The organism is Kibdelosporangium phytohabitans, assembly GCF_001302585.1.
Classification (GTDB): Bacteria; Actinomycetota; Actinomycetes; order Mycobacteriales; family Pseudonocardiaceae; genus Kibdelosporangium; species Kibdelosporangium phytohabitans.
Map to the genome: position 1 here is coordinate 808,136 of NZ_CP012752.1, position 22,989 is coordinate 831,124.

Here is a 22,989-nt window from a genome sequence, read left to right on the forward strand (position 1 = left end):
GCTTCAGGGCCGGAACCAGACCTCGGTCGCGTTCCGGCCGAGTGTGCGTGTCCCGTCGGTGAGGTCCCACAAGTCCTTCGACTGGCTCGTCGGCGTCGTGTACAGGCCGTGGTACGCGTGACCCGCGTCCTTGCGCACCTGGAACCACGTCCCTGGCTGCGTTTCCGCACCAGGCTCCGGTACGGACGCCAGCCACACACCGCCCGCGCCCCGAGTTCCGCACGCGCCGTGTTCGCTGCGGGCGTTGGTGCTCCAGCCCACCAGCAGGGCGTCGCCTTCGAACGCCAGTGACGAGAAGGTCCCGCGTGCCGAGTCACCGTCCGGGTTGTACACACTGGACCGGCTGGACACCGGTGGCACGAAGCTGATGTCACGGATCACCGTGATCTTCGGGCCTTTCTGGCTGCAGTCCGGTCCCGTCGCGTAGGCGACGCGTGTGCCGTCGTCGGAGACCGCGACCAACCCGGGGTAGTCCGGCGATTGCGTGTTCGTCAGGTTCACCATGGCGCCGTTGTTGTCGGCGACCAGCAAACGCCCGGACTCCGGTTCCATGAGCAAGTAGGTTCCCCTGCCCGCCCCGACCACGAGCGCCTGGGCGGCACCGGTCTCGTTGTCACGGTCGATGTAGTCCTTGATCGGCACTGTCCGGGTCGGCCGGTCGCCCTTGGCCGGGTCGAAGACGACGATCTCGCCCCTGCGGTTCAGCGAGGCCGCGTGGTTGTCCCCGTTGAACGCGATTCCCCAGCAGTCGCAGGGCACAGTTCGCTTGCGCGCCGGATCCGCGGCGTCCACGAACGTGATCTTCTGTTCGCTGTTCACGGCGAGCCACTTGCCGTCGCGGCTGAACGCGACCTCCGACGAGCCACGCGATGCGCGGATACCGGGCAGGGGCTGCGACTTGCCGTCGCCGGTGACGATGTTCAGCTGTTCGGGGTCGGTGAGGTACGCCGCGACGATCGTGTTGGGGTCCGTGCGTGGCGCGTCGTCGAAGGTCACGTTGTCGCGCACGTGGCCGGCGACGACCGCCGCTGTCGCGGTGTGTCCTTTCTGGTTCGGGTGGAACGACCGCTGGATGTAGAACTTGTGGCCCGACTGGCCCACGTCGGGCCGGATGCCGTTGATCCAGTCGTCCTGCGTGCACCGGGCGTGCCGGTTCTCGGGTTTGTCGTCGAGCTCGTAGGGGTTGTGCGCGATGTCGACGAAGTGGAACTTGATGCCCGGGTGGCGGAGGTTGGCCGCTGCCACGGCGTTGCGGATCTGCTCGTTGAGGTAGCCGCCGGTCTTCCTGAGCATCGGCACGTCGGACTTCTTGATCCCGGCGCAGAACTTGCGGAACTGCGACCAGCGCGCCGGGTCCTCGATCACGTTCGGGTATCCGAGCACGACCACGTCGCCGCCGGGGACGACCACGCCGGTGAGGTCGTCGAACAGGCTGGGCAGGGTCTTCTGGCCCGCGTACTCGCTCTCGACGATCGGGGTCTGGCCGACGAGCATGTCGACCCGCTTGCGCATCTGCTCCTCGGTCTCGACGCAGCCGGTCGGGGGGAACCTCCCCCACGACTCCTTCCTGATGTTGAGGCACCCGAAGATCACGTCCGAGAACTTGATGTTGTTGCCGCCGAAGCTGAACGACACCAGGTCCCATTTGGTCCGGCCGGTGCCCTCGGCGAGTTCGGCCTCGCGTGCCTCCGCGAGCTCCTTGGGGACGTCGTCGATGATCGCGCCGGTGCAGGCGACGAACCGCTGCGTCGTCATCCCGAACTTGTCGCGCACCTGCTGGTACGCCCCAGCACCCCAGGCTGTCTGCGGCACGCCGTTGCCGGTGGCCCGCATGCATTCCTTGTTGAACTGCTTGCTGAACGCAGGTGGCGTGTTGAAGATGCCCTCACCGGAGGAGTACGAGTCGCCCAACGCCAGCCACGCCCGTCCCTGCGGCTGCTGCGCGAGCGCGTTGCCGGGTAACAAGGCCAGCAGCAGCGCCGCGACTGTCAGCGCGCGGATCACCGGCGTATCCCGAGCGCGTCCAGCCGGGACTGTACTTTCCGGATCGCCTCGTCGAGGTTCGGATCCTTCTTGCACGCCGCCAGCGTCAGGCCGAGGGCCTCGCGCTCCTCGGACATGTACGACTCCAGTTCGCCGTCGTCGACCGACGCCGCCAGGACACCCGCCCGGTCGGACGGTGCCTCGCGGTCCAAGCGCGCGATGGCAGTGGGGCAGTCGACCGCCCCCGTGGCGACGGCCTGCGCGACCTCGTGCATGGTCAGCAACAGTGCACCATCGCCCTTGAGGAATTCTTGCGTTCGCTGCTCGACCCCGCGATCGCCCTCGTCGGCCGCGTCGCTCGTGTCACCCGATCGCGTGATGAGGACGATGGCCGCGGCCACCCCCAACGCGACGACAGCAGCGGCGACCCAGATCAGTGTTCGGCGCTTGGCGCTCGTTCCCCCGCTCACGCGGCACACGTTAAGCCATGTAGAGCATCAACAGGTACAGGCAGATGATCGAGCCGCAGATCACCGCGTGCGCGATCTTGTTCTCCCGCAGCAGCGCGATGCACTCGCGCAGGAAGGCGCTGGGCAGGTAGTAGCTCGCGGTCGGCGCGCCGATCGCCTCGAACGGCAGGCCCAGCCTGCGTGCGATCACGGCCGCGCGGAACGCGTGGTAGTTGTTGGTCACCGCCGCGACCGAACCGCCTGTGTTCTGCCGCGCCAACAGCTCCGCGCTGAACCTGAGGTTCTCCTCGGTCGTGGTCGACTTGTCCTCGGTGAGGACCGCGGTGTCCGGGATTCCGATGTGGATGAGGTACTTCCGCATGGCCGCGGCCTCGGACGACTCCTCGTCGTCGCCCTGGCCGCCGGAGACGACCAGCGTCGGCTTGGCCTGCTGGGCGAGGTAGATCCGCGCACCGCGGTCGAGCCGGTTGGCGAGCAGCTTCGGCACGCGATCGCCGATCACCCGTGCACCGAGCACGATCAGCGCGGAGAAGTTCTTGCCGCGCAACGTGATCGAGTACAACGCCGAGTACAGCAGGATGCTCGCGCAGAAGAAGCCGACGTACCCGGCGGTGATCACACCCAGCCCGAGGGCCGAGATCAGCACACTGCTGCCGGTGCCGACGCTGACGACGAACGAGATGTCGAGTGCGACGATCGCCAGCCCGGTGATGAACGACAGCAGGTTGCCCAGGGTTCTGCTCTCCCTGCGCAGCATCTCCAGTCCATTGAAGATCAACCCGATCGGCAGCAGCACGCCGAGACCGAGCATCACCAGCGCGAAAGCGTACCCGGCCAGCGGTGACGTGCTGAGTGTCGCCGAGACGACCAGTGTGATGCCGAGCCACATCGCGTTCGACACCCGTCGCCGGTCACGCCGGAACCCACGGATGAAGAACGCGGCGGGGACCAGCGCGATCAACCATTGCACGCGGGCACTTTAGTGGCTGGTGATCGGCGCCAGCCACAGGCCGACCAGCGCGTCGACCAGACCGTCCGCTGTGTCCTGCCACGTCGAGCGGGGCGTCGGCGCGCTTTCGGCCAGCGCGCGTTCCCGCTCGGCGACCATGTGCACCATCAGCAGCCTGGCCATGTCCCTGCGCTCGGCGCGCACCTCGTCGGGCAGGCCGGGCAGGCACTGCCTGATCCCGGCGCTGATCCGGACGAGGGACGGCGACGAGAGGCACTCCTCGACCATGATCTCCCGCAGCGACGGCTCGGTCATCGTCTGCGCGTGGAACCGGGCGAACCACGTCGGGCTGCCCAGTTCGGCGAGGTGCTCGGTGGTCGGGCGGATCAGGCAGGCCAGCCACGCCCGCAGGTCCGGCGCGTCGCCGAGCCCGGCGACCATCCGCTGGCGGATCTCCTCGATCTGCGCGGAGTGCTTGCGCGCGATCGCGCGCACGAGGTCGGCCTTGGTGCCGAAGTGGTAGCCCACGGCGGTGTTGTTGCCCTGCTCGGCGGCCTCGCTGACCTGCCGGTTCGACACCGCGAACACGCCGTTCTCGGCGAACAGCCGCTCCGCCGCGGTCAGGATCAGCTCTCTGGTCGCGCCAGCCCGTGACGTCCTCACCATCACCACCGCTTGTCAGTTTCTGGCCACCCACCTCGAAAATAGGTTAAGTCAGTCGACTGACTTAACCTAGGATGGCGAGTGTACCCGTGCGTTGGAGGCGTTGCATGTCTGAATTGTCCGTGACGAGGCCACGGCCGAACGTCATCGTGCCGGTGCTGGCACTCGGCGGCGTGGTCGTCGCGGTGATGCAGACACTGGTGGTCCCGCTGCTGCCGATCCTGCCGGGGCTGATCGGCGCGTCGGCCGCGGACACCTCGTGGGCGATCACGGCGACGCTGCTCGCGGGCGCGGTCGCGACGCCAGTGGTCGGTCGTCTCGGCGACATGTACGGCAAACGCCGGATGCTCCTGATCAGCCTGGCGATCCTGATCGCCGGATCGGTGGTCGCCGCGTTGTCGTCGACGCTGGTGCCGTTGATCGTCGGTCGCGCGCTGCAGGGAGCCGCGATCCCCGCGATCCCACTGGGAATCAGCATCATGCGAGACGAACTGCCTGCCGAGCGGCTCGGCTCGGCGACCGCCGTGATGAGTGCCTCCCTCGGCGTCGGCGGCTCGCTCGGCCTGCCCGCGGCGGCGATCCTCGCCGAGAACACCAACTGGCACATGCTGTTCTGGACGTCAGCCGCTCTCGGTGCCGTCGTGTTCGCCCTGATCCTCACGTGCGTGCCGGAATCGAGTGTGCGCACAGGTGGCCACTTCGACGTCGTCGGCGCCATCGGCCTGTCCGCCGGGCTCATCTGCTTGCTGCTGGCCATTTCCAAGGGCGCGGACTGGTCGGCCGGGCTGACGTACTCCTTGCTCGGTGCCGGGGCTGTCGTGCTGGCCGTGTGGGGATGGTGGGAGCTGCGGACGCGGGACGCGCTGGTGGATCTGCGCACGACCGTCCGCCGTGAGGTGCTGCTGACCAATGGCGCGTCGGTTGTGCTCGCCTTCTCCATGTTCGTGATGTCCTTGGCGTTCCCGCAGATTCTGCAGCTGCCGACGGCCACTGGATACGGCTTGGGACAGTCCATGTTGAACACGGGCCTCGTGCTTGTGCCGTCCGGATTGGTGATGATGGCCGTCGCCCCGGTCTCCGCGCGGCTGTCGCGCGCCCGCGGTCCCAAGGTGACGTTGGTGCTCGGTTCGGCTATCGTCGCGGTCGGCTACGCCCTCGGTATCGTGCTGATGTCGGCGATCTGGCAGCTGGTGCTCATCTCCGCCTTGGTCGGCGCGGGAATCGGGTTCGCCTACGGTGCGATGCCCGCGCTCATCATGTCCGCGGTCCCGGTGTCCGAGACCGCCGCGGCCAACGGCCTCAACTCGTTGATGCGGTCCATCGGCACGTCGGTCTCCAGCGCTGTCGCCGGAGTGATCCTCGCGCACATGACCATCTCCTTCGGACCCGTGAGCGTGCCGTCGCAGGGCGGTTTCCGTCTGATCATGGCGATCGGCAGCGCGACCGCGCTCGCCGCGGCGGCCGTCGCCGCATTCATCCCGGCCCGTCAGACCGGCCACAGTGGAGCAACACCCGTGCGCGCGGCGGTCCCCGTGCCGCGCTAGTCCATTGCCGAGTGATCGTCCATCGCCAGTGGCAGTGGCGTGACCTACCGTGATAAAGCGCCATGTGATTAGTTGTCCGGTCCGCTCGCGTTCCCGACGATGATTCGCGGGCGGAATGCCACGCCCAACTGCTGGGCGCCGCGCGGGTCAACGGGTACCACATCGACTGGATGTAGCACACCAATCGAATCGTGTGTGTCCATAATAGAAAGTCTGGCGACAGATTCCCGACGTATTCAGGCAACTCGGGTGAACCGGTCATACCGTCGGACGCGTTGCGTCCGACGAACGGAGATCCCCATGGTTGCGCAAGACCGACTGCGCGAGACGGTGACCGGCCCGGTGACCGGCCGGGCCACGCGCCCGTTGCCCGCGTGGGCCGCGGCGGTTCTGGCCTTCGGGTCGTCCGCGGCGGTGCTCCTGCTCGAAGTGCTCGCGGCTCGCCTCGTTGCCCCGTACGTCGGGATCAACCTCCAGGTGAACTCCGCGATCATCGGCATCGTGCTCGGTGCGATCGCCCTCGTGCGTGGAGCGGTGGCAGGCTGGCCGACAAACACCAGCCCGCCAGGCCGATCGGCCGGTTGATCGCCGCCGGTGGCGTCTGCACCTTGTTGGTGCTGCCCATCCTGCGGTGGGTGGGTGGATCGCTGAACGGCACCAGTGCGATAGCCGTGATCGGCCTGGCGTCGCTGACGGTCTTCGTGCCGTGCCTGCTGTTGTCGATGGTCAGCCCGCTGGTGGTCAAGCTCCAGCTCAGCACGCTCGACCGCACCGGCCGCGTGGTGGGCAGGCTGTCGGGATCGGCACGCTCGGCGGCATCCTGGCCACGTTCCTGACCGGGTTCCTCCTGGTGGCGACACTGCCGAGCAGCGCGATCCTCGTGATCACGGTGATCGTGCTGGTGATCGGCGGCCTGATCACCGAGATCACACTGGCGGGCAAGGGAAAGGCGTACGCGGCAGCCGCGTTGGTCGTGGCCGCCGCGGCGTCGGCGCTGACCGTCCTCGCACCACGACCCTGCGAGGTGGAATCGGCCTACAACTGCATCAGGACGGTCGCGCACCCGTCCAACCCCGATGTCCGCATCCTCAAAAGGCGCCCACAGCCCACCGCGGCACCTCACCACCCGCGAGGTGGCCCAGGACGCGCAACGGGTTCTGCGGCCCGGTGGCCTCTACACCATGAACATCGTCGACTTCCCGCCGTCGGACTTCGTGACCTCGGCGGTGCGGACCGTGCAGAGCGTGTTCCGCCACGTCGTGCTGATCTCCTACGACGAGGTCATCGGCAAGACCACCGGCGGCAACGTGATCGTGGTCGCCTCGGACACGCCGATCAACCTCGGTGACCTGCGCGCGAGCCTGCAGGCCCGTGATCCCAGCGGGTTGCTGACCGTCGCGGACGAGCAACGCACCGCCCGGTTCACCGAATGCGCGACCGTGCTCACCGACGACTTCGCGCCCGTCGACCAGCTGATCACCGTGCCCCTGCGCTACTGGTAGCCGACAGGGAATCGAACTCGCGCAGCGCGGGCTGGACGGCGGCGCCGACGGCAAGGACGAACAGCACGGACGCGAGGATCGCGAACGCCGTCTGTGGTCCCAGGTGGTCGACGAGCGGGCCACCGATGAGGTAGCCGACGGGGCCGCCGACATACCCGACCGATGTCATGATGCCCATCACCCGGCCACGCATCTGCTCGGTGGAACGCAACTGGGAGGCCAGGTTCATCAGCGGGCCGACCGGACCGGCCGCCATGCCGACGACGGCGGCGAGCGCCAGCAGGACGCTGTACGCGGGCAGCACCGACATCGCCAGCAGACCGGCCGCGCCGGTGAGCATCGCCACGACGAAAGTGCTTCTGCGCCCGACCTTGTGGCCCCAGAACGTGTATCCGAGCGCACCGGCGATACCGCCGACCGCGAACGTGACGTTCAACAGGCCAAGGTGTTCCGGTGCGTTCTGCGCGTTGAAGTACGTCGGTAGCACGATCCCGACGATCGGCAGGTAGACCACGTACAAGGCGATGCCGGTCAACCCGGTCAAGCGCAGCAGGGGATCGCGCCACACCGCCGACAGGCCGTCCGAGGCGCCACGCCACGTCGCACGGAAAGGGGATGAGCCAAGGGACATCCGGCCGGAAGCGGGCAACTGCAAAGTGGACAGTGCGGCCAAAGCGGGCGCGACGGCGGCGACGGCGAGCGCGACCGGCACACCTGCCGTGCCGATCAGCAGACCGCTCAACGCGGGACCGGCGACGAGCGCGGTCGCTTTCACCAGCTCGTGAATTCCGTTGACGGTCTCCAGCCGTTTGCCCGCGCGCGTGGCGACCGTCGGCAGCAACACCTTGCGAGCCGTGACTCCGGACAAGTCGAACAATGAGCCGACAAAAGCCAGAACCGCCAATACGGGCAACGAGAACGCGCCGGTCAGGTCCATCACCGCGACAGCCGCGACCGAGCCGGCGGACAGCAGATCCGCGGTGATCGCGGTGCGGCGGCTGCCGACCAGGTCGACGATCGTGCCCGCGAAGACGGACCCGAGCAGCATGGGCAGCGTGGTGGCCGCGGCGATCACACCGGCGAAGGCCGGGCTGCCGGTGCGTTCCAGCACCAGCCACGGCAGGGCGAGCGCGATCATCGCGTTGGCGCATGTGGACAGTCCGGCGGCGCTTTCGAGCAGAACCAGCGGCAGCACGGACTTGCGCGTGACCGGGTTCACCATGAAGCGCACCTGCCTCAGCATTCTCTGCGACCGCGTGACCGGGGTGCGCGAGCCGCACCCCGGTCATCACAGCCGCCAGGACCGGAACTGTCCACTTCGGCCGCCGCCCCCAGGTCGAGCGGCCGGCGCGGACTTCGAGACGTCCGGTCCGACGAGGATCCCCCAGCTTCGGATCCTTGTCACCAAGGAGATCCGGGACACAGTGCGCGTGGCACCCCCCAGTGCCCCACGCGCACTGCGTCGCCCGCCCTCCCCTTGGCTTTGGTGACCCCAGTTCGAACCCTTCACAGCTGTGAAGATTCGGTTCGACAGCAGTTTATGAAGCCGGTTCCGGCCACGTCAACCACTGTGAAGATAACAACGTGGTTTTTCGTCCGCGTGAAGATCAACGTGGTGGCTGCCTTGAAAGACTTTCACAGTCGTTGAAGTCAGGGTCGGCGACCGTTTAGACTACTGCGGGTAGATGCCCGCTTGAGTGACGTGCGGACCAGGGAGAAGCACGCCCGCCAGACCGCTTCGAGGTGCCCGTGGCTGACAGGCAGATGCCCCCGCTGGCAGATCTGTTGAACCTGTTGTTCGACAAGCGCCGCAGGCCCGACGGCCGTCCGTACAGCAATGAGGACGTGGCGTCGGCCATCCGCGCCGCCGAGGGCCAGATCACGCAGAGCTACATCTGGATGTTGCGCCGCGGCACGCGGGAAGACCCCAAGATCAGCCACCTGAAGATGCTCGCGGACTTCTTCGAGGTGCCGTCCGGGTTCTTCCTCGACCCGGAGGTCTACGAGGCGACGGTCGCCGAACTGTCCGGCGAGCCCGCGCAGGACAACGCCGACAGCAAGCTGGAACGCGTGATGCTGCGCAGGGTCAGCGAGATGTCCCCGGAGAGCCGCAAGCTGGTGATGTCGATGATCCGGCACGTCAGCGAACTCGACCGGGCGGGCGACGACGCCAAGCAGGACAAGGCCGATGACTGAGGACGGCCGCTCCGGCCGGGCCAGGCGGATCTTCCGCAAGGTCACCGGCCGGTCCGGCGAACCGGACAACCACCCGCCGGAGGCACCCCGCGCGGGCGAGGCGATCGTGGACATCGAGAAGGTCCGCGCGGTCGTCGACGACCTCGTCCTGCCCGACCCCTTCGACGTGCGCGCGCTCTGCGATCTGGTCGCGGAGCAACGAGGTCGCGCGATCAAGGTGCTGCCGTACCCGGAGCGGGTGGTCACCGAAGCCAGGCGAATGCGTGAACCGCTGCCGTACGGGATGTGGCTGCCAGGTGAACGGGCCGACTACATCTACTACCGAGAGGACACGAGCTTGGCCCACCAGCAGCACGTCATCCTGCACGAGCTCGGCCACCTGTGCTGCCGCCACTACGACAACACGTTCGACGACGACTCGATCGAGTCGTTCCACGAGGCCGGGCGGACCGTGGAAGGCGGGCTCAAGCGGACCGTGTACTCCGACGACCAGGAGCGCGCGGCGGAGATGTTCGCCTACTTGGTGGAGGAGCGGTTGGGCCCGGTGCGCGTGGATGCCGGTGAGCGGGACGTCGATCCGGCATACGCTCCTGTCGTGGACAGGTACCGCACTATGTTGGAGCAATGAGTCTGGCGCAGGTCGTTCAGCACCTGGCGATCCTTGCCCTCACCGCCGCGTGCGTGTCGTGGGGCCGGTCGTGGTGGCGCCGGCGCAAACCGAACGCCCTCGCCCTTTTCCTGTGCCTGCTCAGCCTCGAGGTGGCATTCGTCATCGGGGCGTACTACCCGTGGGTCGCGAGTGTGATCGAGGTTCCCTCGCTGACCCAGGTGATCATCCACACCGCCGTGTTGTCCTGTGTGTTCTGGCTGCAGGTGTTCACGCTCCACCTCGGCACTCCGCCGGACGACGTGGTGCGCAAGTCCCGGACGCGTCTGGCGATCCTGGGGACCTGTCTGCTCGGGCTCTACGTGCTGTGGATCCTCGGACCGCTGCGGCAGGGGCTGCCCGCGATCAACGGCAGCTTCGGCGACCGCCCGTACGTCCTGGCATACCTGTCCGTCTTCTCGATGTCGCTGGCATGGGCGATCGGTGACATCGCGTGGACGACGCGGTTCGCCAGGCACGTGCCCGACCGCTATCTGCGGCTGGGCCTGCACTTCATCCGCTACGGATCGATCTTCGGCCTGATCTTCGCGCTGCACAAGTTCGTGCAGACGCTGGCCAAGGCCGTGGGAACCCCGCTGCCGTGGCTGGAGTACAGCGAGTACACCGGTGTGTCCACATACCTGCTGAGCATCGGTACTTTCCTATCGCTCGCCGGGTTCATGCTGCCGTCGCTCGGTCCGCGCTGGGAACGCGGGCGCACCATGCGGCGGCTCGAGCCGCTGTGGAGCGCGTTGACCGCGCAGGCGCCCGAGTTGGTGTTCTCCACGAACACGAAGGACGCCGCTGACAGGCTGCGCAACCGGATCACCGAGATCCGGGACGTGCTCGTCGGCCCGCTGCAGCCGTACCTGCACCCGTCGTCGGCCGAACGCGCCACCGAGCTGGGCACCGGCCGCGACCTGACCGGGGACGAGCTGCAGGCCACAGTGGAGGCCGCGACGATCGCGGTCGCGCTCGAAGCCAGGAAACACGACATCCCCGCTCCGCTCACGACGGCTATCGTGTTCAACGGTCCCAGCGCGGCCGACCACGGCGCGGAAGCGGCGTGGCTGGCCAAGGTGTCGACCGCGTTCGCGGACTCCGAGGTTGTCCGCACTGTCGTGCGTGAGTTCACCGAGCAGGAGATCGACCGTGCAAACAGCTGAAACCACACCGGCCACCGCCCGCCACAAGGTCGCGCGGATCGCCACCGAGGCGTTGGCTCCCTGGGTGTGGCTGGTCGCGATGCCGTACGCGATCGCCTGGCTGGGCACGCACCACGCGGGCAAGACCCTGCTGTGGGGGACTGTGCTGACGGTCACCGGTTCGGTGATCCCGATGGGCGTCATCCTGTACGGCGCCAAGCGCGGCAAGTACGACAGCCACCACGTGAACAACCGCGAGGGCAGGCTGGTCCCGATCCTGGTGGCGCTGATCTCCCAGATCGTCGGCCTGGTGCTGCTGATCGTCACCGGCACCCCGGTGGTGATGTGGAAACTGACCGCGGGCATCGTCGCTGTCGGGTTCTTCAGCCTCGCCATCACCGTCGGCCTGCGGTGGAAGATCTCGCTGCACGCTGCCGCGTCCGCGGGCAGCGTGGTCCTGCTCGTGATCGGTTACGGCTGGTGGCCCGCGTTGCTGGTGCCGCTGGTGGCGCTGGTGTGTTGGTCCCGCGTCGAATTGCGCAACCACACGCTGCAGCAGGTGCTCGCCGGCGTCCTGCTCGGGGTCGTCGCCGCGGGCGCCGGGTACTGGGTCGCCGACGCGCTGATCGGCTGAGCGCGTAGGGTCCGGCCACGTGGAAGCGACGAACTTCATCTGGGGCACCGCCGCGTCCGCGGTGCAGACCGACGGCGCGTCCCCGGCCTCCGACTGGTGGGAGTGGGAGCAGTCCGGGCGGGCGCCGAAGTCCGGCGACGGCAACGGTCATGCCACCCGGTTCGCTGGCGACTTCAAGCTGCTGCGGGAGTGGGGCTTCGGCCACCACCGTCTCTCGCTGGACTGGGCCCGGCTCGAACCGGAACAGGGCAAACACGACCGAGCCGCCGTCGAGCACTACCGCCAGGTGCTCACCGCGGGCCGTGCCGCCGGGCTGAACCTGTGGGTCTGCCTGCTGCACACCGCGGTGCCGGCGTGGTTCGCGCGGACCGGCGGTTTCCTCGATCCCTCCGCCGAGCGGTCGTGGGCCGCGCACGTCGACTTCGTCGCCGAGACCTTCGGCGATCTCGTGTACGGGTGGAAGCCGGTCAACGGCCCGACCAGCCACGCCGTCAAGGGACACCTCACCGGCGAGTTCCCGCCCGGACACCAGTCACGCGACGAACTCGGCCAGGTCCTCATGGCGATCCAGAAAGCCAACTTCGACGCCGCGTTGCGGCTGCGCACCAACGGCCAGCCGGTCGCGAGCGTCCAGGCCGTCACTCCGTTGTTCCCTGACGACAACGACACCGCACGGCAGGCAGCGGGAATGCTCGACCAGCTGCAGTGGGCGTCATGGCTCGGCTTCGCCCGGAACGACCACTACGCGGAAGCCTTCGACTACCACGGTTTCTCGTACTACTACGCCACAGCTGTTGACGCGCAAGGCAGCCCGCGGCCGTATCCGGCGGATCACGCCGTGAACGTCCAGGGCTACGTGCCGTGGGCGGACGGCGTCCGGACCGTGCTGGACCGGTTCGCCGCTGAGCTGCCGGGCAGCCGGTTCTTCGTGTCCGAACTGGGTTACGGCGGCCACGACGACACGCAACGTGCCGAGTACCTCACGCGAGCCGTGGGACACGTGCGTGACGCCATCAGCGACGGCATCGACGTCGCCGGGGTGTTCTTCTGGACAGGCATCGACAACTACGAGTGGACCAACGGTTTCGACGTCCCCTTCGGACTGTTCGACACCGGCCGCGCGCCACGGCCGAGCGCCTACGTGGTCCGCGACCTCATTGCGGGGAAGTGAGTTCGGCGGCTCGGGCGTGCCCGGCCGTGACAGCTGATCGCACCACGTTGATCGGTGTGTACAGGCCCTTGCCGATCCACAGCTCGGGATGGCCGGTGTCGTCGAGGTGTGCCGCCAGGTACGCCTCGGCGTCCCGCCACACCCGCGCGGGCACAGAAACGTGTGCTGCCAACGCATCCAGCCCGAGAACCGCGTAGGCCGTCTCCTCCGCGTTGCCGCCGCCGGTGCCCCACGAGCCGTCGGCGTGCTGGGTGTCGATCAGCCATTGACCGGTGGCCGGCCATGTCGTGCGGCTGTCGCTGATCCGCGACAGGCCGAAGATCGTGTTGGCGGTGGCGTAGTAGGTCGAAAGGTGCCACTTGTCGCGCCACCACGCGTCTTCATTGCGTTGGCTGATCAAGTAGTCGACGGCTTTGCCCACCTGCGGGCGGTATTGCTCGCCGCGGTGGTGCAGCGCCTGCAGAACCCGGGCGTTGGGCGTGACGGACGCCTGCCGTTCGAACGGGTACGTCAGGAAGCAGTCGTCGCCTTCGAACTCCGACAGCAGGTCGAGCAGGTCGCTCACGTCACGGCCCTCGTCCAGCAGGACGTTGAGGCACATGGCCGTGGAATCAGGGTCCGCCAACGGGAAGTACGTGCTGAACCCGACGGTCTCCCCGGCGCGGAGGAGATTCTCCAGCCGTCGCAGGACGGCCGCGTGGCCGTCGCCGCCGAGCAGCCCGGCGCGCTGGAAGTTGTGCACGGTCCACGCCTGCGAGAACACGTCCAGCGGGTGGAATTCCGGGAAACCGCCGTCCGGGTTGCGCACGGATCGCAGGTATTTCTCGAAACCGGGGTCACCGGTCGCCAGGAAGGCGCCCGCGCTGGCCGACGGCGAGCCCGCCATGGACCCGTCGCAGGACACGAACCGCTTCCAGTCGGCGTCGAACACCGGGAGGACGGCTTCGAGCGAGTACAGCAAAGTGGTCGGCTGGTTCGCGATCAGCTCACGCGGGAACATCCGCAGCTTGCCGTCCCTGACCGCGCTGAGCCCGTCGAACGGCGGGATCTCCAGTCCCAGCGCCCGGCCCTCGTCGGCCAGCGCGGGCACGACCAGGTCGAAGGCGAGGGTTTTCGCCTCACGGCCACGCCAATCCTCGCCGTGCCGCCGCAGGTACTCGCACCCCTGCGCGACGATCTCCTCGTTTCCGGGCAGCTCGGCGAGCGCGACGACTGCGGCCAGGGTGCACACCGTCCGGTCGTAGGGGTTCCCGATCCGCCCGCCCCACGATCCGTCCGGCCATTGGTTGTCGCGAAGCCAATCCACGGCCTCGCCGAACATCGGCGACTGTCCTGACCGTACTCGCGCCGCCCATGCGGTCGAGTACGCCGAGGACATGACGAGGCCGTCCTGCGCCTCGTCGAGCATCGTCTGGACACGCTCCCGAACATCCGGGCGCGTCAACGGATTCGAGGTCAAGTGGTTACCTCTTCGGATTTTGTCGTACTCGGCGCATGGACCAGGAGAGCGCGCCTACACCCCACCCTCACGCCATATTGCTGCAATGGTCGCCCTCTGTACAAGGGTCACTCCATATGATGTACCACCTACTGGTCCATTCCGGCCCGTGAGTCACTTCGGGTAGCGAACCGACCCGTGAGAGTGATCTCGGTACCGTCGTCGACATGAGAGTTCACAGTGCCGCCGTGGGGGAGTTGGCCACGGTCGTCCCCGATGCCCCCGCGAGCCTCCTCGACGGGCTGCGCGTCACCGTGTCGGAGTCCACCGGTGGCTGCTTGGTCGCCACCACGGACGAAGGCCAGGTCGCGGGGTACGTGATCTTCTCGATGATGCACTCCAGTTGGGATGCCGCCGAGTTCGTCGACGTGCACCGCGTGTCCGTACCGGCCGACGAGGTCGCTTCGGCACTTCTGGATGGACTGCGGCACGTCGCGGCCGACCGCGCAACGGGAGCGATCCGGCTCAGCGCCGCCGAAGAGACGCTGCTCGCCGGCGCCCAGCCGACCCACCTGACCAAGCAGCGGTTCACGTTGGCAGCGCAGGCCGCCGAATCCGGCAGGCACTCGATGATCCGCCGGGTACGAGCCGATGATGTGACGGAGTTCGAACGAATGTGCCGTGCGCACGCGGTGTACGAGAAGGCCGCGCAGCAGGAAGCCGGATTCGCCGGGCGGCTGATGGCGCAGATGCTCGACGGCTCGCCGAGAGTCTGGGGCTGGGTCGTTCCCGGCGACAACGGGCTGATCGGGTACATGACCTGCTCACGCGAGTACGCCTACCTCGACGGCGGCGACTACGTGCACATGGACACGCTCTACCTCGACGAGGGAAGCCGAGGCGCCGGGATCGGTGCCAAGCTGATCGCGCACGCGGCGGCGGACGCCCTCGAACGGGGGATCGCCAAGGTGCGGTGGCAGACGCCATCATGGAACGCGCCCGCGATCCGGTTCTACGAACGAATCGGTGCGATCGGTGTCCAGGTCGACCAGTTGATGGTCTGATCGTCACATCCGTGTCATACCGTCGAACAACCGTCACACAAGCGCCGCAAGGAGCACGAATGCGGTTCGTAACTTGGCGGCATGTCAACGATCGCGCTGGTGCGCGCGCCGGCGGTATCCCCTTCACCGGAAACAAGGAAGCCCTGGCGGGCGGGCGCGGTGGCCGTCGTGGCGGGGACAGGACTGCTGACGTGGCACGCCAGTTACTACGGCAGCTGGCTTGTTGACGACGCGGCGATCACGTTCGCGTACGCGCGCAGCTTCACCGAAGGGCTCGGGCCGGTCGTACACCCCGGTGCCGCGCAGGTCGAGGGGTACTCCAACCCCGCTTGGCTGCTGCTGCTCGCGCTCGGCAGGCTGTTCGGCGTCTTCGACCGCGGCACGCTGTTCGGGATCCCGGACTACGTCGTCTTCCCCAAGGCCATGGCCGCGTTGTGCTGCGCCGGGATCCTGGCCGCCTGCTTCACCGTGGCACGCCGGGTTTCCACCCGCCCCGCCCTGATCACGTTGCTGATCGGCGGCGCGCTGGCAGCCGTTCCGTCCTTTGTGGTCTGGTGCTTCTCCGGCCTGGAGAACCCGCTCTTCGCCCTGGCCGTCGTCGGGCTCGCCGCGTTGCTTTTCCACGCGCAGCTCGACTTCCGGCTGGACACGCGGAAAGTCGCTGTCCTGGCAGGCGGGCTCGCCGCGTTGGCCGCGCTGACCCGGCCCGACGGGCTGATCTACCTGCTGGCGTACCCGGCCGTGCTGGCGCTGTGCCTGCGCCGCGGGCTCAAGCTCGCCTTGGTGTCGTTCGCCGCGTTCGCGGTGCCGTTCGGCGGGTACCTGATCTGGCGCGTGCTGACGTTCGGGATCCTCGTGCCGAACACGGCGGTGGCCAAGAAGCAGGGATTCCCGCTGCCGACGGACCTCGTGCGGCTGGACCCGGTGGTCCTCTACGTGGGAACTCCCATGGTGGCCGTGTTCGCCGGGCTGGTGTACCTGTCGCTGCACCGCCCACAGTGGTTCAGCGGCGGTTTCCCGGCGTTGGGCGTCACGTGGGCGTTGTCCGTGCTTGCCTACGCCGCGCTCGAACCGGACTGGATGGCCCAGTTCCGGTTCGCCACGCCGATCTGGGCGATGTCGGCGCTGATCGGCGTGATCGCCGCGGCCAAGGCGGTGGTGAACCTCGGGCGACGGCTGGTCACCATCGCTGTCATCGCGGTGGCGACGTTCACCGCCGGAGCCGGGTTCGTCGGTTCTGCCAGGGAATTCCACGACAAACCGACGTTCCACATGTGCCAGGTGGCTGAGCGGTACGGCCGGATGGTCAACCAGTACGCCGACATCCTCGGCCTGGAGAAAGCCGGTCTGCTCGCCCCGGACCTCGGCGGCCTGGCCATGACGACCCGGCTGTACGTCGTCGACCTGGCCGGTCTCGCCGACGCCACGATCGCGAAGTACACGCGGGAAGACGACAAGGCCGGTCTGCGCGACTACATCTTCGACCAGGTGAAGCCGACTTTCATCGTCTCGCACGGGATCTGGAACGGCGGGACCGGTGTGGCGCTCGACCCCCGCATCGAACGCGACTACCACCCGATCTACCGCCACCTCGAAGCCAACGACTGGGTGCGCAAGGACGCCGTGACCGACCTGGACAAGCTGGCCGCGGTACGGGAGTACGCGAGTCAGGCCGTGCCCGTGGTGGACCAGCGAATCCAAGACCTGCCGCGCCGCTCGTGCGGCGAGACGCTGCGTGCGGGCCAGGTCAACGGGGCAAGGTGACGGTGAACACCGCGCCGTCGTTGTTGGCCACGGAGATGTAACCGTGGTGCAGCAGCACGTTCTCCCTGGCGATCGCCAGGCCGAGCCCGCTGCCCGACGACGGGCGGCGGGCGGAGTCGGCCCGGGTGAACCGGTCGAACAGGATCGGCTGCAACTCCGCCGGTATACCGGGGCCGGAGTCGGCGATCTCGATCGCCACCACGTCCGGGTGGGTGCCGTCGATGGTCACGGTGATCGGCTCGCTGCCGTGGTGCACGGCGTTGGCCAGCAGGTTGCAGACGACCGTGTGCAGCCTGCGTGGATCGGCCTGGACGGTGGTGTCCCCCGCGCTCGCGACGGTCACCCCGGCGTTCGGCGCGGTCAGCCCGACCGCGTCCGCGACCAGCTCGGGAAGCTCGACCCGATCGGGTTCCAGGACGAGAGCACCCGCGTCGAACCGGGACATCTCAAGCAGGTCCTCCACCAGCCGCGCCAACCGCCGCGACTGCGTGCCGATCAGGTCCGCGGAACGGTCCCGCACCGAGGGATCGGGGTTCTTGAGACTGTCGGCGGCCGCGACCATCGACGCGACGGGCGTGCGGAGATCGTGGGCTACGTCGGAGGCGAACCGGCGCTGCTGCTCGTCCTTCTCCCGCAGCCGTCTGGCCATCGCGTTGAACGACTTCGCCAGGCCCGCGAGGTCGTCGCGGCCACGTACGGGGACGCGGACGTCGAACGTGCCGTCGCCGACGCGCTGAGCCGCCTCGGCGACCCGGCGGACCGGGCGGTGGATCCGTCCCGCGGCGATCAGGGCAGCGGTGACGCCGAGCAACGCGACGACTCCGGCGATGGCCGCCAGCTGCCAGCGCAACGAGGACAAGTCGTCCCGCAGCGGTTGCATGTTGTAGTACTCGACCAGCAACACCTGGGTCCGCTCGAGCTGCTGGCTGATCACGTACCAGGAATCCACCTCCTGCTCGCGCGGGATGGTCCACGGTCCTTCGAGCACCGAGCCCGGGATGCCGGCGAAGCGTGAGCCGATCACCACGCCGGGGTTCGTCTCGCCGATCGCGAGCTTGCCGTTGACGATGCGTTTCCCCAGCTCCGCCGACTGCGCGAGGTTGATCGCGGTCCAGGTGGACCCGAACTCGCCGGACATGTAGTCGCCTACCGCCAGCAGGTCCGTGCTGCCGTCCGGCGCGGTTCGCACCGTCCGCCGGGCCTGTTGGACGTCGGTGGCGAAGTCGGCCTTCGCCGCGAGGAAGAACCGCTGTTTGGTCTCGGTCTCCTGCAGCTTGTACGCCATGAACGCCATCGCGAGCGTGGCGGTCAACGTGACCAGCACGACCGCCACGACGATTCTGGTCCGCAGGCTCAGCCTCATCCCGGTTTCACCAGGCGGTACCCCATGCCGCGAACCGTACGCAGCAGCGCGGGCCTGGCCGGGTCGGGCTCCACCTTGGCCCGCAACCGCGCCACCGCGGCGTCCACGATCCGGGTGTCGCCGACGTACCCGTAGTCCCAGACCCGTTTGAGCAGCACCTGCCTGCTCAGCACCTGCCCGGGATGCGCCGCGAACTCCAGCAGCAGCCGCAGTTCGGTGGCCGTGAGGTTCAGCTCGACACCGGCACGGGTCACCGTCATGGCCTCCCCGTTGATGTTCAGGTCACCGATCCGCAGCACCGGGTCGCTCGGCGGCGGGATGAGCGCTGACCTGCGCAGGATCGCCTTCATCCGGGCGTCGAGAACCCGCGGCTCGGTGGGCTTGACGACGTAGTCGTCGGCGCCGCACTCGAGCCCGGCCACGATGTCCACCGCGTCACCCCGCGCGGTCAGCAATATGACGGGGACCATGCTCTTGCCACGGATTCGACGGCAGACCTCGAACCCGTCGATACCCGCGAGCATGACGTCGAGCAGGACCACGTCCACTTCGGCGACCTCCCCGAACAACATCCCCAGGGCCTGTTCCCCGGTGCCCGCGTGACGCACGTCGTGGCCAAGCCCCCGCAGTGCGAGCGACAGGGCCTCGGCCAGCGCCTCGTCATCCTCGATCAACAGCACACGTGCCACTCGGTCAAGCTATCGGGATTCGACGATTTGGTGGCGGAGTCGTGCGATTCGGTCGATCACCTGTCACGAAATTGTAGATCTGGCGTGGAGTCGCTGGTTGTGTTGGATGCGTTCCCACGACGCGGGTTTCGCCGTCGCGGTGGTCCCGGCGTGCCGGGCCGGTGGCCGGGTTGCCCTTGGCGAACAGCACGTGGTGAACAACGTGTCCAGTCGCTTGCCGGACAACCGTTCGGCCAACGCGATGAACTCACCGGTGTCGGCGTCGCTGTACTTGTGCTGAGCGACCCATATGCGCAACAGCTTGAAGAACGTGGCGTCACCGATCGTGTTCCGCAGCGCCTGCAACGTCATCGCACCGCGCTCGTAGATGACGTCGTGGAAGTTGTTGTCCACGCCGGGGTCGCCGGGCGGGATCTGCCAGAACGGGTCGTCTGCGGGGTACTTCTGGTAGGTGGCGTCGGCGAGTTGCTGGGCGGTGCCCTCACCGATGTGTTCGGACCCCAGCCACTCCGCGTACGTGGCGGGGCCTTCGTTGCGCCACGCGTGCTGCCACCGGTCGAAGGAGACCGAGTCGCCGAACCACTGGTGCATGTTCTCGTGCGCGACGACGGAGGTGTTCGCGCATTCGTCGAAGAAGAAGTCGCCGTACACCGGCCGGGTCTGGTTCTCCAGCGCGAACTCGAGTCCCTTGACGACGACACCGCCCTGCGAGTCGAACGGGTACGGCCCGACCAACCCGGAGAGGTACTCCACGATCTCCGGCGTGCGTTCGACACTGGCTCTCGCAGCAGCGGCGTTGGCACCGAGATCCGCGCCGTAGCCCGTGATCAATGGCAGCCCGGTGGGCGTGGTCGAGTGCTTGACGTCGAAGTCACCGACGACCATGAAAACCTGATAGGTGTTGGTCGGCTTGCGGTTGCGCCAATTCCACCGAATCTTGCCGTTGCCCTCAGGAACCCGACTGGTCAGCTCGCCACCGGAAACCACCGGGAACACCATCGGGGACAGCGACGGAGAAATCAAAGACGGCCTTGTCCGTCGGATGATCATTGCCCGGGTGCATCCACCGGGGAATGTCCAAAACCACCGCGGTCGCAACATCGGGTTTACGAACCCACGGCGTGTACCCGTTCTCATCCTTGGCCTCGGACGGCACATCGGCGTACCGCACGACAACAGTGAGATCACTGCCCTTGGGAAGATCGGTCGCGGGCGTGACAACCAGTTCACCTCCGGGTGTCCCAGCCGCCGCGGCAGGAGAAGCCGGCGACAGGACAAGCAATCCGGCCACGGCCACGCTGGACCAGGCGCGCATATGAAAACCCCCTGTTCGAGAAACCGTGATCTCAGCGCGCCGAAGATCGGCCCGGCTACCTCCAGCTGGACCAGTGCCGTCGAGCGGTCCACTCGCGTACGACGCAGGGGGTTCACCGCCACGATGTCACTTTTTTGTCCAAACGGCAGGCATTTGGGGGATATTTTTGCCAAAATTTGTACACTTCTCGCTGCCGGAGCGCGCATACCATCAGGGGCGTGTCCGGCTATAAGTTTGATTTGTTCATCAGCTACAGCCGCTATGGCAGCGTCCAGAAATGGCTGTTGAACCACTTTCACAGGAAACTGAGCGAGTGCCTCGCGGATCAGTTCGCGCCACCACTGAAGGTCTACATGGACCGGACGATGCCGCGGGCCGTGCACTGGCCGTCCAATCTGCGGACGGCTTTGCGGCACAGCAAGATAATGATCCAGGTCCTCACCCCGCACTACTTCACCTCGCGCTGGTGCATGGCGGAGCTGCGCAGCATGCAGGCGAGGGAGGAGATGCTCGGGCTCGGGGGCGCCGAGATCTCGCAGGGGCTGATATATCCGATCCTCTACTCGGATTCGGAGAACTTCCCACTCGAGGAGCGGCAACGCTCGTGGGTGGACCTGAAGGAATTCGCCCATCCCGATCCGGTGTACCAGCAGACCCCTGATTACATCCTTTTTCACCGTAAGGTCAACGAGTTGGCGAGCGACCTGGTCCAACTCGTGCGGCAAGTGCCTGACTGGCAGCCCGACTGGCCGATAGTCGAGAAGCCGGAGCCCGTGCTCATCCCACCGCCGCCGTTGCCGAGGTTCGACCCATGACCGGGACAGTGCTCACGTTCTACTCCTACAAGGGCGGTGTCGGGCGCAGTTTCACACTGGCCAACGTCGCCGTGCTGCTCGCACGCTGGGGTTACCGGGTGCTCACCGTCGACTGGGACCTGGAAGCCCCCGGGCTGCACCACTACTTCGCGCCGGTGCTGGCCGAGGACCCGGCCGGCGGGGTCGTCGATCTCGCACACGAGTTCCTCGCGGGCGCGAAGACCCCACCCGCACACGCCGTTCAGGTCAACGTCGGCGACGGCAGGCTGGCGCTGCTGGCCGCTGGCCGGGTCGACAGCGGCCAGCTGGACAGTTCCTACTCACGCCGCATGCAGGCGATCAACTGGGAGGACCTGTACCAACGGGGATTCGCCGATTTCCTCGAGCGATGCCGTGCCGAGTGGACCGACGAGTACGACTTCGTCCTGATCGACAGCCGCACTGGTATTTCGGACATCGCGAGCATATGCACCGCACAACTGCCTGACCGGCTGGTCGTGGTGTTCACCGCCAACGGCCAGAACCTCAAGGACGTCGTCGACGTCGCCCGGCGCGCCGACGATGCAAGAGACCGGTTGCCCTACGACCGGCCGCGGCACGTGGTGCTCCCAGTGCTGTCCCGGCTGGACAACCGCGTGGAGTACGAGCGGGCAGAGAAGTGGCAACACAGGTGTGCCGAGGTTGTCGCGCCGTTGTTCCGCAACTGGCTCGTCAAGACCGTGTCCACCGACCTGATGCTGCGGCATCTCACCGTGCCGTACGTCTCGTACTGGAGTTTCGGCGAGCAACTGCCTGTGCTGGAAGAGAAGGTCCCGTCGGCGGATCAGATCTCGTTCGCGTTGGAGACCGTCGCGGCGGTGATCGCGCAGCAGTTCGACCGCACAGACGTGCTGGCTGACAACCGGGACGTCTACGTGGCGGCCGCCCGCAGTCACCGCAAGGAGTTCGAGCTCGACCTGCTCGTGTCCAGTCCCCGGCCGTCGATGCGGGCCGCGACGGACCTGATCGACGAACTGCGCCACCTGGGCCTGCACGTCGACCGGTCGTTGTCAGCGGACCCGGAGTTCCTCGACCAGACCGACGAGCCGGCCAAACACCTGTGCCTGGTCGTCGACGGGCAGCTGACCCGCTGGCAGACCACGGAAGCGGAACGTTTCCTGCGGCACGCGTTCGGCGCGGAAGGCGACCAGCGGCAGCTGTTCTGCGTGCTGACCCGTGAGACCGATCGTGAGGACCTGCCGGGATTCCTGCGCAACCTCCGGCACCTGGAACTGGAACCGGGCATGCGTCCGGTGAGCGTGGCACGTCAACTGCACGACCTGATCATGGCGACGCCGGTCAGCGAGACCGAGCCGGACCACGAGGCACTGCGGACAGCGGCGGCCGCGCTGCGTGATCTGCCGCCCGACATGCCCTACGCCGAACGGTTCGCGCTTGTCACGCAAGCCGTGCGTGGCATGGAAGCCGCTCTGGACGACGGCGACATGGACCTGTTGCTCAACCGCTCGGCAGACCTGGTGCTGCTCAGCAGGGCACACGGGAACGGCAACCGGGTCGCCACGCCACCGAACTTGCGCGACCGGGTGAGCACCCTGCTGAACCGGATCGACCGGCGAATCAAGACGTCCACCGACTGAA

23 protein-coding genes and 1 pseudogene are annotated in these 22,989 nt (G+C 67.4%); 14 read left to right on the forward strand and 10 right to left on the reverse strand.

From position 1 onward, the window contains the following. Positions 1-3: 3 nt before the first annotated feature. The 4 genes from AOZ06_RS03860 to AOZ06_RS03875 are packed head-to-tail and all read right to left on the reverse strand — an operon-like array spanning position 4 to position 4,068. Complete coding sequence (locus tag AOZ06_RS03860) at positions 4-2,004, reverse strand: SGNH/GDSL hydrolase family protein (protein WP_054288149.1); 2,001 nt, start codon at positions 2,002-2,004, stop codon at positions 4-6. Then, a complete protein-coding gene (locus AOZ06_RS57570; RefSeq protein ID WP_169798842.1) occupies positions 2,001-2,453 on the reverse strand; it encodes a hypothetical protein in 453 nt (150 codons plus the stop codon). Before AOZ06_RS57570 ends, AOZ06_RS03860 begins: the two co-directional genes overlap by 4 nt. Positions 2,454-2,463: 10 nt before the next feature. Beyond that, positions 2,464-3,423: a YdcF family protein gene (locus AOZ06_RS03870; RefSeq protein WP_063809956.1), complete on the reverse strand. Its 960-nt coding sequence runs from the start codon at positions 3,421-3,423 to the stop codon at positions 2,464-2,466. Positions 3,424-3,432: 9 nt separating this feature from the next. Then, positions 3,433-4,068, reverse strand: coding sequence for a TetR/AcrR family transcriptional regulator (locus tag AOZ06_RS03875; protein WP_054296405.1), 636 nt, complete (start codon positions 4,066-4,068; stop codon positions 3,433-3,435). 104 nt (positions 4,069-4,172) lie between these two features. Between AOZ06_RS03875 and AOZ06_RS03880 the strand changes: the two genes are divergently transcribed. The 5 genes and pseudogenes from AOZ06_RS03880 to AOZ06_RS58695 all read left to right on the forward strand — a co-directional run bounded on the left by AOZ06_RS03880 (position 4,173) and on the right by AOZ06_RS58695 (position 7,111). Continuing rightward, a complete protein-coding gene (locus tag AOZ06_RS03880; RefSeq protein ID WP_054288151.1) occupies positions 4,173-5,609 on the forward strand; it encodes an MFS transporter in 1,437 nt (478 codons plus the stop codon). 300 nt (positions 5,610-5,909) lie between these two features. Next, on the forward strand, positions 5,910-6,194 hold the full coding sequence (locus tag AOZ06_RS59540; RefSeq protein ID WP_054288152.1) for a hypothetical protein: 285 nt from the start codon (positions 5,910-5,912) through the stop codon (positions 6,192-6,194). Then, positions 6,191-6,445 carry a hypothetical protein gene (locus AOZ06_RS59545; protein ID WP_054288153.1) on the forward strand — a complete coding sequence of 85 codons (255 nt, stop codon included), beginning with the start codon at positions 6,191-6,193 and terminating at the stop codon, positions 6,443-6,445. The genes AOZ06_RS59540 and AOZ06_RS59545 overlap by 4 nt, the downstream gene beginning before the upstream one ends. Further along, positions 6,442-6,624: pseudogene (locus AOZ06_RS61885) on the forward strand (hypothetical protein); the annotation flags it as partial. The gene AOZ06_RS59545 and the pseudogene AOZ06_RS61885, both read left to right, overlap by 4 nt. A gap of 61 nt (positions 6,625-6,685) precedes the next feature. After that, the gene (locus AOZ06_RS58695) at positions 6,686-7,111 is read left to right on the forward strand and encodes a fused MFS/spermidine synthase (protein ID WP_054288154.1); all 426 of its coding nucleotides are present in this window, start codon (positions 6,686-6,688) and stop codon (positions 7,109-7,111) included. On the opposite strand, the gene AOZ06_RS03900 is transcribed toward AOZ06_RS58695, so the two are convergent. After that, positions 7,086-8,333 carry an MFS transporter gene (locus tag AOZ06_RS03900; protein ID WP_169798845.1) on the reverse strand — a complete coding sequence of 416 codons (1,248 nt, stop codon included), beginning with the start codon at positions 8,331-8,333 and terminating at the stop codon, positions 7,086-7,088. The two genes, AOZ06_RS58695 and AOZ06_RS03900, sit on opposite strands and share 26 nt — an antisense overlap. A gap of 527 nt (positions 8,334-8,860) precedes the next feature. On the opposite strand from AOZ06_RS03900, the gene AOZ06_RS03905 reads away from it, so the two are divergent. From AOZ06_RS03905 to AOZ06_RS03925, 5 genes are read left to right on the forward strand one after another with little or no spacing between them, the layout of a single operon-like run. Continuing rightward, positions 8,861-9,307, forward strand: a complete 447-nt coding sequence (locus AOZ06_RS03905; protein ID WP_054288156.1) for a hypothetical protein — start codon at positions 8,861-8,863, stop codon at positions 9,305-9,307. Continuing rightward, a complete protein-coding gene (locus tag AOZ06_RS03910) occupies positions 9,300-9,935 on the forward strand; it encodes an ImmA/IrrE family metallo-endopeptidase (protein WP_054288157.1) in 636 nt (211 codons plus the stop codon). The genes AOZ06_RS03905 and AOZ06_RS03910 overlap by 8 nt, the downstream gene beginning before the upstream one ends. Then, positions 9,932-11,119, forward strand: coding sequence for an MAB_1171c family putative transporter (locus AOZ06_RS03915; RefSeq protein WP_054288158.1), 1,188 nt, complete (start codon positions 9,932-9,934; stop codon positions 11,117-11,119). The genes AOZ06_RS03910 and AOZ06_RS03915 overlap by 4 nt, the downstream gene beginning before the upstream one ends. Next, a complete protein-coding gene (locus AOZ06_RS03920; RefSeq protein WP_054288159.1) occupies positions 11,106-11,732 on the forward strand; it encodes a phosphatase PAP2 family protein in 627 nt (208 codons plus the stop codon). Before AOZ06_RS03915 ends, AOZ06_RS03920 begins: the two co-directional genes overlap by 14 nt. A 19-nt stretch (positions 11,733-11,751) precedes the next feature. Continuing rightward, the gene (locus tag AOZ06_RS03925; RefSeq protein ID WP_054288160.1) at positions 11,752-12,903 is read left to right on the forward strand and encodes a family 1 glycosylhydrolase; all 1,152 of its coding nucleotides are present in this window, start codon (positions 11,752-11,754) and stop codon (positions 12,901-12,903) included. On the opposite strand, the gene AOZ06_RS03930 is transcribed toward AOZ06_RS03925, so the two are convergent. Beyond that, on the reverse strand, positions 12,887-14,362 hold the full coding sequence (locus tag AOZ06_RS03930) for a prenyltransferase/squalene oxidase repeat-containing protein (protein ID WP_157232790.1): 1,476 nt from the start codon (positions 14,360-14,362) through the stop codon (positions 12,887-12,889). The two genes, AOZ06_RS03925 and AOZ06_RS03930, sit on opposite strands and share 17 nt — an antisense overlap. 206 nt (positions 14,363-14,568) lie before the next feature. Between AOZ06_RS03930 and AOZ06_RS53390 the strand changes: the two genes are divergently transcribed. Both AOZ06_RS53390 and AOZ06_RS03940 read left to right on the forward strand, forming a co-directional pair. Next, the gene (locus AOZ06_RS53390) at positions 14,569-15,405 is read left to right on the forward strand and encodes a GNAT family N-acetyltransferase (RefSeq protein WP_083471485.1); all 837 of its coding nucleotides are present in this window, start codon (positions 14,569-14,571) and stop codon (positions 15,403-15,405) included. A gap of 81 nt (positions 15,406-15,486) precedes the next feature. Then, positions 15,487-17,169 (forward strand): hypothetical protein, encoded by a 1,683-nt coding sequence (locus AOZ06_RS03940; protein WP_225953086.1) that lies wholly within the window; start codon positions 15,487-15,489, stop codon positions 17,167-17,169. Here AOZ06_RS03940 and AOZ06_RS03945 read toward each other — a convergent pair. The 4 genes from AOZ06_RS03945 to AOZ06_RS57590 form a co-directional block, all read right to left on the reverse strand. Then, the gene (locus tag AOZ06_RS03945) at positions 17,153-18,532 is read right to left on the reverse strand and encodes a sensor histidine kinase (protein ID WP_054288164.1); all 1,380 of its coding nucleotides are present in this window, start codon (positions 18,530-18,532) and stop codon (positions 17,153-17,155) included. The genes AOZ06_RS03940 and AOZ06_RS03945 overlap by 17 nt on opposite strands. Continuing rightward, on the reverse strand, positions 18,529-19,221 hold the full coding sequence (locus AOZ06_RS03950) for a response regulator transcription factor (protein ID WP_054288165.1): 693 nt from the start codon (positions 19,219-19,221) through the stop codon (positions 18,529-18,531). Before AOZ06_RS03950 ends, AOZ06_RS03945 begins: the two co-directional genes overlap by 4 nt. 63 nt (positions 19,222-19,284) lie before the next feature. Beyond that, complete coding sequence (locus tag AOZ06_RS57585; protein WP_054288166.1) at positions 19,285-20,220, reverse strand: M1 family aminopeptidase; 936 nt, start codon at positions 20,218-20,220, stop codon at positions 19,285-19,287. Continuing rightward, entirely contained in the window at positions 20,171-20,536 is a 366-nt protein-coding gene (locus AOZ06_RS57590) for a hypothetical protein (RefSeq protein ID WP_169798846.1), read from the reverse strand. The genes AOZ06_RS57585 and AOZ06_RS57590 overlap by 50 nt, the downstream gene beginning before the upstream one ends. A gap of 218 nt (positions 20,537-20,754) precedes the next feature. Between AOZ06_RS57590 and AOZ06_RS03960 the strand changes: the two genes are divergently transcribed. Together AOZ06_RS03960 and AOZ06_RS03965 are read left to right on the forward strand one after the other, a co-directional pair. Continuing rightward, positions 20,755-21,351, forward strand: coding sequence for a TIR domain-containing protein (locus AOZ06_RS03960; protein WP_054288167.1), 597 nt, complete (start codon positions 20,755-20,757; stop codon positions 21,349-21,351). Beyond that, positions 21,348-22,988 (forward strand): tyrosine-protein kinase family protein, encoded by a 1,641-nt coding sequence (locus AOZ06_RS03965; RefSeq protein WP_054288168.1) that lies wholly within the window; start codon positions 21,348-21,350, stop codon positions 22,986-22,988. Before AOZ06_RS03960 ends, AOZ06_RS03965 begins: the two co-directional genes overlap by 4 nt. The last annotated feature ends 1 nt before the right edge of the window (position 22,989 follow it).